The organism is Candidatus Colwellia aromaticivorans (assembly GCF_003333305.1).
Lineage (GTDB): Bacteria > Pseudomonadota > Gammaproteobacteria > Enterobacterales > Alteromonadaceae > Colwellia > Colwellia aromaticivorans.
In genome coordinates, this window is the sequence record NZ_QOLD01000045.1 from 44,531 (window position 1) to 59,158 (window position 14,628).

Sequence of the window (14,628 nt, forward strand, 5' to 3'; positions counted from 1 at the left end):
ATGTTTTATAGGTTTTATCGGTTTTATTGTAATTACAATAATGATAAAAAACTCTACAGTTAAGCGGTATTGGTAATGATAGTGAAAAAAAACATCCCTTAGTGCTACACCAAATGCGTAGTACTTAAGTAGGAGAAAATAAAAAAAGGATGAGGTAGGGAAATTTTTCAATCGGTATTGATACTGCCAGAAAGGATTTTAGGATACTGACTCATTAGTTTTGCCTGCCAAGCAAGTTCAGTGCTGCCTGACTCTTTTCTCGGCTTAGGTAAGTCAACATTAACTTGATGAATGATTGAACTGGGCGAATTGCTCATAAAAATAATACGGTCAGCTAAGTTAATAGCCTCACTTAAATCATGAGTAACGAAAACAACGGTGCTATCACAGTTTTTACACAAGTTTACTAGTAGTAACCTTAGTTTAGCTGCCGTTGGCGCATCAAGAGAGTTAAAGGGCTCATCAAGTAAAATCAGCTCAGGGTTAACAGCAAAAGCTCTTGCAATAGCAACTCGTCGTTGCATGCCGCCAGATAATTGCTTAGGGTAATAGTTACCTTTGCCAGCTAAGCCAACTTGCGCTAACAATGTTTCTATTTTTTCCTCTTGTGGTGTAAGTAACACTAGCTGTATGTTTTCATTAACGGTTAGCCAAGGCATTAACCTTGGTTGTTGAAAAACGTAACCTAGTTGGTACTCTTTACAGTCATTGAGTGCTTTTGAATTACATAACAGTTTTTGCCCTGTGGCATCTTCAAGCCCAGAGAGCATGTTTAGTAATGTCGTTTTACCAGAGCCAGAAGGGCCAATAATCGCAGTAAACTCACCTGGCTTAACCGTAAACTCAATATCTTTTAGTACTACAGCATCGCTATTTGCATAGTGTTTATCTTTAATGGCAATATCAAGTTCTATCATGGTGAACACCTCTAGCGATTAATTTATCTAATGGCCTAAAAATTAAGTTCTCAATCACTAACACGATAGAAATAAAAGCAAAGGTATAAGCGAGAATCCCAGCAATATCAAAAAACTGAAATAAGGTGTTTAAGGCAAAGCCAACGCCGTCACTTCGTCCTAACAGTTCAACCACTAAGACAATTTTCCATATTAAAGATAAACCTGCGCGTGCTGACGCCATAATGTAGGGATAAAGTTGTGGTAAAAATACTTTAAAAAAAGTTTTACTTAAAGATAATTTATACACTTTCGCAACATTGAGTAAATCTTCATCTACCACACGGGCGCCTTCTCTTATCATGACAACAACGGTGGGTATTTTATTAATAACTACCGCAGTTATTGCGGCTGATTCAACCAAGCCAAACCAGATATAACACAGTAAAATAGTCACTAGGGCAGGGATATTAAGGGCGATGATGAGCAAGGTGTCGGTTAACTGATTAAGTCGCTCACTGGTACCCATTAAAATACCGATAAAAACACCTAAAATCATCGCTATGGTAAAGCTGATTAATACACGAGTTAAGGTAACCGCGAGATTGGCTAGCATATCACCTTGAAAAAAATGATAAATAAAGCTTTCTAATACAATGAATAATGAAGGGAAATCAGCGCTATTGACGAACCAAGCGATACTTTGCCACGCGCTAGCGATGATTATTAACATTAATAATCGGCCATATACTGGTGATGTCAATATGGACATTAACAATGTAAATAACCGGCTTGTTAATGCTTGCTCGTTAGAATGTGTGTTAATAGTCAATTATCCTATTTAAGCGGACATGTTATTTGATGACCTATTAAGTCGTCGGCAATCTTTTTGTCAAAAGATGGATTCACTTTATTTGTTTTCCAAAAAGTACCTTCTGCCAATATTGTTGCTTTACCCACTAAATTTCTGCCACCTTGCTCTGCTAAAACAGAGAATATTTGCTTACTTGCCTTAATTTCTTCAGGTCCAAATTTATCTAGTAATCGAATTCTGTATTCATTTTTTAGGGCTAGAAAAACTTTGTCATTTTCTGCTTTGATTAAAGGGCGTATTCTTTGCCACTCATCATCACAGTATAGTAATAACTGTTGGGCTTCTTTAGAGGCTTGTAGAAAACTGGTTAATTTTTGCTTGTGTTCAATCGCCCATGCTTGCTCGAACACCCATCCCAGTAATGGCACTTTATTGGTTATGCCTAACTCAGCTAGCATTTCTGGCACACTTACCAATAGTTTGAAGCCATTAGCACTTAATCTAGCATTGTAATGCCAAAAGTTGATTGCTGCATCTACAGCATCTCGTTCCATTAAGCGGTTTAGTAATGGCGGTGTTGCGAACACCATTTCAGCACTATCTTTAATGTTCAGCTGATATTTTTTTTGTGCATACGATTGTAATAGTAACCAATTTTTATCAACTGATCCGCCAGCTACGCCAATTTTAGTTTGAGTTAGGTCATTTAGTGATTTTGCAGTAGAGTCACCGGCAACGTACAAGCCGCCAGAGGCAATTGATGTGGGAACTAAGGTATAATTTTTATCATTAAAGCGTTGTCGATTTACCCATAACCAATCACTGAGAATAATATCAACCGCTTTACTTTGCAGTGCCACTGCAGAGGCATTTTTATTACTTAACGGCATTACCTGTAGATTGAAATTATATTTTTTATCTAATTGATAATGTTTTATTACCGCTATTTCCCAATTAACGGTGCCATACTTTAATACCCCTACACGTACTTTTGGCAAGTCTGCATAAGTATTGGCATTAATTGTGAGACAGCTAAAGCAAATAATAAAGAATAATAAACGAATAGGGGAAGTATACATTAATAACACCAGATAATTAAAAGAAGGAGAGATATTTGCACTAAACAGGCAAATATCTCTTTATTACTAGAACTTGTAATTAACACCTACTGAGAAGGATCTCGGTCTAGCAGGTCCAACAAAGTATGGCTCTTCAACGTCGGGATAAAAATCTTCTAACACTTCATCGGCTTCGCCATAAGTACCAAATGTTTCATATTGATGATCAAATACATTATCTACTTTCGCAGATAAATTTAATTGACTCGTTATTTGGTAAGAAAAATACACGTTAACTAAAGAATATGCTGATATTTTTTTGTTTTCATTGGCTTCATCACCACGATAGTAAGAATCAGAAGAATATAATAATTCTGTACCTACACTGATGTCTTGATTAATTTGCCAATCCGCATGCAGCTTAAACTGATGTTGTGGTTGACCAGGAATGACATCTCCAGGGCTAACTTGACGATTTGCGCCAAGTGGGTTTACTGGGCTAAATGATACAAAAGGTGACTCAAAAGTTGCCTTTAAGTAATTATAGCTAGTGCCTACAGTAACTTCATCAAATGCTACTGAGTATGCTAACTCTACCCCTTGGCGTAGTACTTTATCAATATTGACAAAATAACCCTCTGAAGACGTTGAGCCCGCTTGTTGGAAAATTATGTCATCAATCGTTTTCGTTGAAAACAAAGTAGCGATGGCTGATACCGAATCAGTATTATATTGTATTGATGCTTCAACTGTTTTAGCCACAACTTGTTCAAGCGGAGGATCAGCAACAAAGCCGTTGGGTAATTTACACGGGTCATCTTCATCAGCACAACTTAACTCAGCAGGGCTAGGTACGCGCGAAGATTCGCTGTAACTAAGTTTGGCACTAAACTCATTGTTTATTTTATAATCAAGACCGACAGCAGGGTTAAAGCGATTAAATTTATGGTTTCCATCAAGAGAGCCTTCACCGTCATCGATAATATCATTCATAATAATGTGGCTATTATTGTAACGACCAGCAATATTTAGCGTTAGCCCATAGTTAAAAGCCATTGAATAAGAGGCAAAGGCATATTGTTGCTTAGTGGTAACATCTAAGCGTACTTGTGACTCGCTATCAAAAAAGCCGGTTGCTGATACTGAACGATCATCTTCAGCAGAATCGTTATTAAGAATGCCAAATTGAGTATTACTATTAAAGCTTATATCGGCTTTATCCATTCCTAAGCCAAAAATAAATTCTTGTTCAAAATTATCAAAGCTTGTTACATGGATCAATTGAGTAGCAAAACCATAGCTGGTATTATCGGTAGCTCCATCATTGAGTGTGCCATCAACTTCATCTGGGTCAATAGTTGAAATATCACTAAATAAAGTCCCTTCATCGTAACCGACAAAATCAACCATGGTTAACGAGCCGTCGTCTTCATCTTCTTCACAAAGCGTTTCACCAGCGCCAAAGTCGCAATCTTCATAATCACTGTCATCACCATTGATGGAATTGATTTTATTTTGGCGATAATATGCATTGGCTTGCACAGATAAATTGTCATTAATGACAGAGTCGCTAGAAATACTAATTAATTGATAATCGTTGTTAGTTCTGTCTGGGTGAGTATAAACTGTTTCACGGCCTTCAATAGCTATTAGTTCTTCAGGTGCTGCGCCATTGCCAGTCATCTCATTATCATTCGCAGCAAGTAATAACTCAAAATAATTATCGTCGTCTTGAAAGCTAAATGAGGCTAATGCTTGTTTTAATTCACTTTGAGAAAAATCACGCCAACCATCTTCTTTGTAGCTGTTAGCAATAAAATAATATCCCCAGTTACCGTTGTTACCGCCTGATTGTACTGTGTATTGTTGTTGACCAAAGCTGCCAAAACGAACATCAGCTTCATTTGTCGTATAGTTAAAGCCGTTTTTAGTTTTCAGTGATAAGGCACCACCTAAGGTGTTTTGCCCGAAAGCTGGGTTAGAACCAGAGTACAAAGCAACACTATCTAGCGCAGCTAAAGGAATTAGATCCCAGTTAACGGTATCGCCAAAAGGTTCATTAAATCTTACCCCGTTTAAATAAACAGAAATACCTTGTGGCAAGCCTAATAGAGGTGAAGCAGTGAAGCCGCGATATTGAACATCAGGTTGGAAAGGGTTATTTTGCACATCACTGATAGTTACACTGACCAATTGATTTCTCATGTGATCAGCAAGTGATGTAGCTTGGGCACGAGTGATGTCTTCAGTGCTTATAAACTGCGCGCTACCGATGATATTTGCATCTGTAGCTATATTGCTTGATAGCGGTGTTTGTCCAATAACGCTGATTTTTTCAATATCATCAGCTAATACGGGTAAGGCACAAAGTAAACTCGTTAGAGCAAAAATGCGGTTCATTATTATTCCTAAATTATAAATTCACTCATAATGTAACGTGAATAACTAAGTAATGGTATATTTCAAAGACTTTGCCATACAAAACAAATCCATATAATACCTTATAAAACAAATGGTTGGTTGGTGTGTGCTGCAAGACCCTCCTACTAAGGTAGGAAGACTTTACAACTAATTTTATCAAGAGAATACGGTACAGTCCCCCTGATAGTTACCGTAACAAATGTAACATGGTTGTTTTTAGTTTCATTGGTTTTACTGGTTTATTTAGCAGTAAAACACCTGCCTTTGCTACTTCGTTTTTCAGTGATTTACTATAGTTTGCGGTGATCATTAATGTAGGTATTGATAATGCTCGCCCCTTATTAATAACGTTAGCAGCAGAAAAACCGGTTTCATCGTTATCTAAATGGTAGTCGACAATTAAAATATCAGCATGATCTTGAACAATGTCGACTTGTTGCTTAAGGTGATCAAGGCTTAGCGCGGTTATTACAGTACAATTCCACCCGCCAAGTAAACGAGCCATACCATCACATATATTGGCATCATTATCGATAACCCAAATAGTGCGCCCTGCTAAATCAGTGTTTTGTAATATTTGGGAAGGAAGAGAATCATCAGCACAGAGCTGATCAATTGTTCCTATGGGTACTTGAATTGAAAACATCGATCCTTTGCCCTGAACGGAATCAACTTTAATCTGATGATTTAGTACTTTAGCTATTTTATCTACGATAGCTAAGCCTAAGCCTAAACCATTTCTAAAGGCTACTTTGGATGATTTAAGTCGTTTGAATTCTTGAAAAATCTCGTTGATTTTCTCTTTAGCTATACCAACACCATTATCCCACACTTCAATTGAAACTGTGTCACCTTGTCTTCTACAGCCAAGTAATACCTTGCCATTTTCTGTGTATCTAAAGGCATTGGAAAGAAAATTACGTAATACGCGCGCTAATAAAACACTATCACTATGTACTATTATATCAGTAGTGACGTAATGTAAATTTACATCATACTCATGTGATTGTTGTTGATATTCATTGGCTAAGTTATCAAGTAAGTCAGCCAATTTAAAAGAAGATTTATCTGCTCGAACAACACCGGCATCAAGCTTAGAAATATCGACTAAGGTACAAATTAAATTTTCTAAGTCACTGAGCGAAGCGTCAACAGAGTTCACAATAGGTTCTAAACTGGTGTTTAGTACTTGCTCTGATAGGGAGCTATTAAATAATTGCGCAGCATTTAAAGGTTGTAATAAATCATGGCTAACGGCAGCGAGAAATTTTGTTTTAGACATGTTAGCTTCGTCTGCTTGTTTGATTGCTGTGACTAAACTAACTTGTGCTTGTCGGTGGCCTTCTATTTCTGTCTGCAATTGGGAGGTACGCTCTTGTACGCCAACTTCTAATAAATCATGTGCTTTTTGTAGAGCCAAGGCATTCTTTTTTCGCTCGGTAACATCACGTATAAGCACAAAGAAACCAAGTACTTTACCTTCAATATCAATATTGGGTACATAGGACTTAAATAAATAACAAAGCTCGCCTGCTAGGTTTTTTTCTTCGGTTTCAAAACTAACACTTTTTCCGGAAAGTGCCTTACTAACGTATCGCTTTACTTGACTAAAATCAAAATTAGTTCGTTCTTGGTGATCTTCTAACCCATAAAGTTCTGATGCAGAATGACCATACCAATTGAGATAAACTTTGTTAGTAAATTGAAATTTAAGATCTGCTCCTACGTAAGCAATCATAGCGGGCACGTTATCTGTGATTAAGCGCAACCAACGTTCACTCTTTTTCAATGACTCAGCATAACGATGTCGCTCAGTAATATCAGTGTATGTTTTGATTGATTTACCGTTCTTTAAGTGATGCTCTCTTATTTCTACAACCGTACCATTTGATAACGTTTGTACATGGTAAGCGTGTTCTTTTTTGGGCTCTAAATCAAGTTCAGTTAAATTACTGAGATTTGATAAATAGGGTTTCTCATTGAGTAAAATTGGCGATAGTTGACTTATTTGTGCAAAGCGATTGTTCCACACTTCGATGTATCGCTGACTACTAAGTAACACGACACCTTGAGAAAGGTTATTAACTAAACTTTGTAATAAGAAAGAGGTGTTGGCCATGCCTTCTTCATATCGAACATTCTCGGCGGTTTTTAATGCTGTAACATCGCTATAAAGCATTACCCAACCACCTTCCATCGTGCGGCGCTCATTTAATTGAAACCATCGACCATTTGATAATTTATAGATAGGATTACTATTATGGGCATCACCGGGATAAACATGGCGAATAATGCCACGATTTTTTGCTCTGTCTTTTAAGTCTTTAAGGTTCACACCAACATCAGTAGATAGGCCTAAACTTTGCCAAAAAGAAGAAAAATTACTATTTTGTAAAATGATTCTGCCATCACTATCTAGCAAAACAAATGCTTCAGAGATACTCTCAATGGCATCAATAAAGCGTTGTTTAAATATGTTGGCAGTATTATTTGCTTGTGTTAACGCGCGGTTACTACGTTCTAATTTTGCTAAGGTATTTTTTAGTTCATGGGTTTTTTGTCTGACCTGTTGCGATAAGTTTACTGAGTGTTCAAAGGCATCGTAAGGGGCAAAATGATTACCATGGTTTTCTACCCGTTCCATCAAGGCATGGTTGATTTTTTTTAATTGTCTATTTTGTTCTTTGAGTTGTGCTATTTGATCAACTAATGAGTCTTCTTTATAGATGTCATTCATTAACGTTATCCTCCTTAGTCTCATTTTCTGCAATAAAAACGCCTGCAAAAGTTTGGTTTAAGTGAATGCCATTAATATGTTCACCATAGCTGTTAAAACCTGCGATGTTATATTTGGTATATAAGGCTTTTGCTTGCTCGCCTAATTCTTTTTGTTCGATTTCTATACGACGTAAAAAGCAACAGCAGCCAAGCACTAACTCAGATTTTCCTAAGCGTTGGGTAATATTTTCTAGCTTATTGTTCAATGAATTAAAAATATCGTCCATTTCAACTGCAGTAAGCACAATACCAACATCAATCGCACAATAAAAAGTTAAACTAAAATCGTCTACATTGACCTTTTGTATAGAACGAATATAGTATTGCCCGCCTACTTTTACCGCAACGGGGTGAAGGGAAAACACTTCCGGTGTTAAATCATTTATATCTATGTTGAGTAATTTAGCGTATTCAATTGCTGCAGGCATTGCATTGAGTTCGTATACTGTTCTATTTTCAACATCGGCTTCGGTTACCACGAGTTTTTCTGTAGGGCATTTAATATGATTGCAATTAAATACTTCAAAGTCACATTTTGTATTAACCAAAATGACAATGGCAGCCTGTTGATGAAATGTATTTTGGTAAAAAACGTGCGTGTTGGCTAAATTAACATCATCACCCGCTGAGCCGCCGAAATGTGGAATACCATAAGTAGCAGAATTTAAAGTCTGTAAAAACTGTTCTTCTTTTGTTGATAATCCATCGAGTAAAGTGAGTAGAAAGCTATTTTTTTGTATGGGCGCAAATTCTTTCAAGCAGCACTGTTCAGTGAGTTCATTCATCGTGGTTTGTGCATCAACAATATCAAAATCCCCTATAGACTCGATTGCTTTAGCACTAATGGTAAAGTATTTACCAGAAAAACCTATGGCTACAATTGAGTTTTGTTCACAGCCATCACGGGTAAATTCACCTGCAGTGGTGCACCCTACAATATCGATATTCTTAAAGCATTGCGTCATTGCTGCTGCTAATTCATCTAACTGATAGACAGCTGAACAGTAAAATAGTACAAAGTCTATATCAGGATGATTTAATTGTTGCCGCAGTTCTTTACTGGCTTGTAACGCATTAATTGATTTACTAACAGCGACTATTGTTTTTATATTTGTCATGACTCTGCCTAATAGGGTTACGTTTTTACATGTCTAAGTAAATTAATCGGGAAAAACTTACTATTGACAAGGAAAGTCATTTTAATGGTCTTTTAGGCTTAAAGTCCACTTTTAAAGATAATAGCCTTTTGGCAAAAGAGGTCGAAGATACTGCTACTAGGCTACTTTTTTTATTTTAATAGGCCGAGTACTGTATTTATGAACAACGCATAATTTAGGGCTTTCAATGGTAACTAAACACTCCAAACACTGAATACATTCACCGTAATCAATTGAACCATTTTGATTGATAGCGTCAATATCACATTTTTTGTTACGACATAATTGACAAGGGCTACCACACTCTTTTCTTCTTCTTAACCATTTCAATAGGGGAAAACGACCAATAATGGCTAACCCTGCACCTAAAGGACAAAGATAACGACAATAAAATTTATGAATTTTTAAACTTAATAATAATAAAAGTACAGAATAGAGTACAAAAGGCCAATAGCGAACAAAATTTAAGGTGATACTGGTTTTAAAAGGCTCAATTTCGGCAAGTTTTTCTGCTAAAGAAAGAGAGTAAAATGATGTGCCAACCAAGAGAAATAAAATAATGTACTTAATTTTCTGTGCATATTTATGATGCTTAGGTGATATTTTTATTTGTCTAATACTGAGTTTTTTTGCCAACAGCCCCATCATTTCTTGAAGGGCACCGAAAGGGCATAACCAACCGCAAAACAAGCCTCGTCCGAAAAGAAATAGACTAATGAATACAAATACCCACAAAATGAAAATAACCGGGTCTAATAAAAACACTTCAAGTCTAAAGCCATTAACTAATGACAATAATAATGTATAAATATTAACAACAGACAGTTGGCCTTGAGTGTAGTATCCGATGTAAAAAATAGTAAAAATTAGCATTGTGAAACGTATTCTATGGGTAGCATTAACGTGGCTAGCAAGTTGCTTTTGTTTCAAAAACAGTAAGGATAAAATAATTAGGTATAGTGAGAGTACCGCTATTTCAACAGTACGGCTTAGCCATATTCTTACCCATAAAGGTTGTTTTTTTACGATAACAACTTTGGGTGTGTAAAATAATTTTTCAGGTAAAACTAAGTTGGTGGTGAATTGGTGTTGCTGTGTGGACAAAAATGACTGGCTATAATTAACAGCAAGTGAAACTTCAAAAGCTTGACTTATTTCAAAGCCAGATTGAGATTTTATTCTGAATATATTTTGTTGTTCAAAATCTGGGATTTGTATATTGAAAGAAGGATCATAGTAACTATAAAAATCAATATCACGAATATCTACCGGAAACTCGCCTTGAACAACGCTTAGTCTGGCTGGAACAGTTTGGGGAATGAAATCTTCACTGGCATAAGAATAAGCGCCACGATTGAATATCATTAATGCATGTTCACCGGGTTTTAGACTTTCAAGTAATCGCTGATATTCTTCTTCGCCTAACAGATTTTTACCGATAACAGGAATATTAACAAAAGCAAAATACAACTCAATAAAGTCGCTAATATCTACAGTGTCATTGTCTTTGGCTAATTCTTCAATAGCGTTTACTAATTCATTAGAAACGTCGGAAGCAAGTTTTAAGCTTTGTTCTTTGCTTACTTGCCAGTGTGATATATGGCCTTGTTCTATCAGTTGTATAAAGCTGAGTTTTTCGAAAAAATCTGTGTCAATTTTTACTGTTGTTGCAGCGGCAAAACCTTCTAGCTTAGCTCTTGCGACTTGTAGGGCTGAGGCAATAATTGTATCGTTAATCACCATTACTGATACAGTTGCTCTTGTTACACCATCAAAGTTAGTAATACCAGGGGTACTGGTGTCCTTAGCATTTATTATAAAACGCTCTTTTATAGAGTGCCCTTTATACTGGTCGATAAAGTCAAACATAGACTGTTCGCCAAGACCATGTAAAAAAATAGGTTCGTGATGATTGAGTACTTTAAAGCCTGCGAATACGCCATTGATATCAATACCAATCAATACATTGATTGTTTCACCTGAAAATCCAATAAAATTAGTAAAATCGTCAGATTCAAAAACGTAGCCTAATAATTGACTAAGCTGGTAAACAGGGGTTGTTGCTAAGTTAGGATCAGTTTGGCCAATACGGGTAGCGCTTGGAAAAATTTCTTTAATATCTGCGGGAATAGCCGTTACTTCACTATTTTTAAAAGAGTTTGACTCATCAAAAGCAAAAGCGGGTTTTAGGGAAATACAAAGGAATAAGAAGAGTAAATAAAAATGGAGTCGTAATACGTCAACTATGTTCATACTAGACTCCGAAAGTAACTGAATTTAGCCCTTCAAGGGAAGGAAAAGGGCTAATGCACTATTTAGAAGAAACCTAATGGGCTAGTGCTATAGCTTACTAATAAGCACTTAGTTTGTTGGTAATGATCAAGCATCATTTTATGCGTTTCACGACCAATACCTGACTTCTTATAACCACCAAATGCAGCATGAGCAGGGTATAAATGGTAACAGTTAGTCCATACACGACCAGACTCAATACCACGACCCATACGGTAAGCTTGGTTAGTGTCACGTGTCCAAACACCAGCACCTAAACCAAAGGCAGTATCATTAGCGATTTCTAAAGCTTCTGCAGCGTCTTTAAAGGTAGTAACAGAGATTACAGGACCAAAAATTTCTTCTTGGAAAACTCGCATTGAGTTGTTGCCTTTTAAAATAGTTGGTTGGATGTAATAACCTGATCCTAGTGGGCCGTCTAATTTTTCAGCTGCGCCACCAGAAAGTACCGTTGCACCTTCATCTTTACCTATTTGTAGGTAATCTTGAATTTTTTCGTATTGCTGTTGAGAAGCTTGTGCGCCAACCATAGTGTTAACATCAAGCGGGTTACCGCGAACAATATTTCTAGTTTTTTCAAGTACTTTTTCCATGAACTCTTCAAAAATATCTTCTTGAACTAGTGCACGAGAAGGACATGTACATACTTCACCTTGGTTAAAGAAACCTAATGCGAAACCTTCAGCACATTTGTCTATGTAGTCATCTTCTTGATTCATGATATCACTAAAGAAGATGTTTGGAGATTTACCACCAAGCTCTACAGTAGAAGGAATTAAGTTTTCAGCAGCACATTTCAAAATGTGTTGACCAACAGGTGTTGAACCAGTAAAAGCAATTTTACCAATACGTGTGCTTGTTGCGAGTGCTTCACCAGCTTCTTTACCGAAACCATTAACAATGTTTAAAACACCATCAGGTAATAAGTCAGCAATCAATTCCATAAATACAAGAATACTTGCAGGAGTTTGCTCAGCAGGCTTAAGAACAATACAGTTACCAGCAGCAAGTGCAGGAGCTAATTTCCATGCAGCCATAAGCATAGGAAAGTTCCAAGGGATAATTTGACCAACAACACCAATAGGTTCATGGAAGTGATAAGCAACAGTATCGTCATCTATTTCTGAATGTGTACCTTCTTGAGCTCGGATACAACCAGCATAATAGCGGAAATGATCTACAGTTAGCGGAATATCAGCATTAAGTGTTTCACGTACGGGCTTACCATTATCCCATGTTTCTGCAACAGCGATGGTTTCAAGGTTAGCTTCAACACGGTCAGCAATTGCTAATAATATGTTTGAACGGGCTTGTACTGAGGTTTTTCCCCATGCCGCTTTTGCTGCATGAGCAGCATCAAGTGCTAATTCAATATCTTCAGCACTTGAGCGTGGAATTTCACAAATTGCTTCACCTGTAACAGGGGTAGTGTTAGTAAAGTAATTTCCTTTTACCGGAGCAACCCATTTACCACCGATAAAATTTTCATATCTTGATTTAAATGTAACTACAGAGTTTTCGCTTCCAGGATTTGCATAGATCATAATTCACCTCATATGTTAGACCCACCAAAATTTGATCTTTTTTGGGAGCCTTGAATTTTTTATCGTGTTATTAATTAAACAGTATTTGTCTATAGATATAATAGGATTTTATTGGCAAGTTAAACCATGCTCCCTTGGCATAAAAAAACTCATACTTTAGGATGGGGGTTGTTGGCCAGTACTTGTAAGTAGTTAGATATATCTGTGGCGGTTATGTTTATTACTTGGTTACTTTGCGCTTGGTATGCTCGACAGTATTTAATTTTAGCAAGGGCTAAGCTCATACTAATAAAGCGTTTATCTTGGCTTAATTGTAATAAACAAAGCGGCACTTCTTTTAATCGAGTGTTGGGATTAACATCAAAAGCACTATATATAGCGAGGTAAGCTGAGTTTTCAATCGTTAATGCTTGAGTTGCGTAGCAAAGACCTTGACACCGAGGTACTAAAAACAGTGGGTATGCACTTATAATGTAACTAGTAATATTAGCGAGTTTTTTTTCAGTAACACCAATAGCCGTTAACCATAAAGCATTACGTTGATCACTTGTGTACGCCGAATATCTTTGATGATTTAACTCATTACTAATTGACTTATTGTCAGTTAATTGGTTCTTAGCTTGTTGGCATAGCTTGGTAAATAAGTTGGGTAGTAAGGTTTTATTTGCAGATATTTTTATTTCAATGTTTTTTATAGCAAGACCAATCGCTTGCTTGTTATTTGCCTTTTTTACTAGTTTATTAGATAAGGTAATCAAAGGGGGAATTAAGTTGCTATTGGAAAGTACTGGTAAGGTGTCAGTATCTGTTATTAATGGTTTGTTCGAATTTTCAATTTCTTTGTAGTCATCAATTTCTTGATAGTAAGGGTCTTGCAGCCACAAATGATAGAGTGTTATAAGTTTGTTGATTTCTTGAGAATATTTTTTTTGATGGTTCTCGGTATTTTCACTATCTAGTGCATTCTCTTGCGCATTAACTTGTAACTGTGTTCTGTATTTACCTAGCTCTACTTTTATCTGAGTAGACTGCTTGGGTAATAATGTAATCAAGTCTGCTATTTTTTCCATATCCGCATTAGCGGTAACTAAGGTGATATTACTTGCATGGTAAAAGCGTTGATGGAAAGCTGTTAAGTCGTTAAGCGTTAATTCACCAATTGATGTGCTAATGCCACCATAGCAAAATTCATTTTCATTAGTATCTTTATTGCTTTCTTCAGTGCTTTTAGTACTTTCTTGATTGGCTTGCTCTACGCCAATTAATTCTTGATAAATTACACCTTTATTATTGCCATCATGAATTTCAAATCGCAAATCATCAGCATTAAAAATGGGATTAAACAAACCATTTAGCAAATAATTAATAGCCAACATAAAGGTGTGTTCACACTGGCTTTGACAATGAAAGTAAGTGGTTTCAGTAAAGGTTGATGCATTAATTTTAGCATCGGTTAATGAGGTTAGTTGAAAGAGTGTTTCGGGGTGAGGAAAGGCTGTGCTACCACGAAACACCATGTGTTCAACACCATGAGCAACACCACTATTATCAAATATGGGCGTATTAACGACAAAAAGTGCGCTAAAACCTTCATTATCGATAATATTAATATGTTTCAAACCATTTTTATGGCAATAAATATTTTCTGTCATTTAGTCAGTTTTGTTA

At 36.4% G+C, this 14,628-nt stretch carries 9 protein-coding genes; all 9 read right to left on the reverse strand.

Going from position 1 to position 14,628, the window contains the following annotated elements:
- Positions 1–167 precede the first annotated feature (167 nt).
- Positions 168–917 (reverse strand): ABC transporter ATP-binding protein, encoded by a 750-nt coding sequence (locus DWA31_RS06420; protein ID WP_114325788.1) that lies wholly within the window; start codon positions 915–917, stop codon positions 168–170.
- Positions 904–1,629 carry an ABC transporter permease gene (locus DWA31_RS06425; protein WP_245942516.1) on the reverse strand — a complete coding sequence of 242 codons (726 nt, stop codon included), beginning with the start codon at positions 1,627–1,629 and terminating at the stop codon, positions 904–906. The genes DWA31_RS06420 and DWA31_RS06425 overlap by 14 nt, the downstream gene beginning before the upstream one ends.
- A 104-nt stretch (positions 1,630–1,733) precedes the next feature.
- Complete coding sequence (locus DWA31_RS06430; protein ID WP_210725559.1) at positions 1,734–2,789, reverse strand: ABC transporter substrate-binding protein; 1,056 nt, start codon at positions 2,787–2,789, stop codon at positions 1,734–1,736.
- A gap of 66 nt (positions 2,790–2,855) precedes the next feature.
- A complete protein-coding gene (locus tag DWA31_RS06435) occupies positions 2,856–5,168 on the reverse strand; it encodes a TonB-dependent receptor (protein WP_114325789.1) in 2,313 nt (770 codons plus the stop codon).
- 208 nt (positions 5,169–5,376) lie between these two features.
- Positions 5,377–7,926, reverse strand: a complete 2,550-nt coding sequence (locus tag DWA31_RS06440; RefSeq protein ID WP_114325790.1) for a hybrid sensor histidine kinase/response regulator — start codon at positions 7,924–7,926, stop codon at positions 5,377–5,379.
- Positions 7,919–9,085, reverse strand: a complete 1,167-nt coding sequence (gene nosP / locus DWA31_RS06445) for a nitric oxide-sensing protein NosP (protein WP_114325791.1) — start codon at positions 9,083–9,085, stop codon at positions 7,919–7,921. Before nosP ends, DWA31_RS06440 begins: the two co-directional genes overlap by 8 nt.
- A 156-nt stretch (positions 9,086–9,241) precedes the next feature.
- Positions 9,242–11,377, reverse strand: coding sequence for a 4Fe-4S binding protein (locus DWA31_RS06450; protein WP_114325792.1), 2,136 nt, complete (start codon positions 11,375–11,377; stop codon positions 9,242–9,244).
- Positions 11,378–11,439: 62 nt separating this feature from the next.
- Positions 11,440–12,960 carry an acetaldehyde dehydrogenase ExaC gene (gene exaC / locus DWA31_RS06455; RefSeq protein ID WP_114325793.1) on the reverse strand — a complete coding sequence of 507 codons (1,521 nt, stop codon included), beginning with the start codon at positions 12,958–12,960 and terminating at the stop codon, positions 11,440–11,442.
- 149 nt (positions 12,961–13,109) lie between these two features.
- Positions 13,110–14,612, reverse strand: a complete 1,503-nt coding sequence (locus DWA31_RS06460; protein WP_114325794.1) for an insulinase family protein — start codon at positions 14,610–14,612, stop codon at positions 13,110–13,112.
- Positions 14,613–14,628 lie beyond the last annotated feature (16 nt).

What these genes read in the sequence shown, in the direction of transcription:
- DWA31_RS06420 (WP_114325788.1), bottom strand. Translation starts at nt 917, where the DNA reads ATGATAGAACTTGATATTGCCATTAAAGATAAACACTATGCAAATAGC.
- DWA31_RS06425 (WP_245942516.1), bottom strand. Translation starts at nt 1,629, where the DNA reads ATGTTAATAATCATCGCTAGCGCGTGGCAAAGTATCGCTTGGTTCGTC.
- DWA31_RS06430 (WP_210725559.1), bottom strand. Translation starts at nt 2,789, where the DNA reads ATGTATACTTCCCCTATTCGTTTATTATTCTTTATTATTTGCTTTAGC.
- DWA31_RS06435 (WP_114325789.1), bottom strand. Translation starts at nt 5,168, where the DNA reads ATGAACCGCATTTTTGCTCTAACGAGTTTACTTTGTGCCTTACCCGTA.
- DWA31_RS06440 (WP_114325790.1), bottom strand. Translation starts at nt 7,926, where the DNA reads ATGAATGACATCTATAAAGAAGACTCATTAGTTGATCAAATAGCACAA.
- nosP (WP_114325791.1), bottom strand. Translation starts at nt 9,085, where the DNA reads ATGACAAATATAAAAACAATAGTCGCTGTTAGTAAATCAATTAATGCG.
- DWA31_RS06450 (WP_114325792.1), bottom strand. Translation starts at nt 11,377, where the DNA reads ATGAACATAGTTGACGTATTACGACTCCATTTTTATTTACTCTTCTTA.
- exaC (WP_114325793.1), bottom strand. Translation starts at nt 12,960, where the DNA reads ATGATCTATGCAAATCCTGGAAGCGAAAACTCTGTAGTTACATTTAAA.
- DWA31_RS06460 (WP_114325794.1), bottom strand. Translation starts at nt 14,612, where the DNA reads ATGACAGAAAATATTTATTGCCATAAAAATGGTTTGAAACATATTAAT.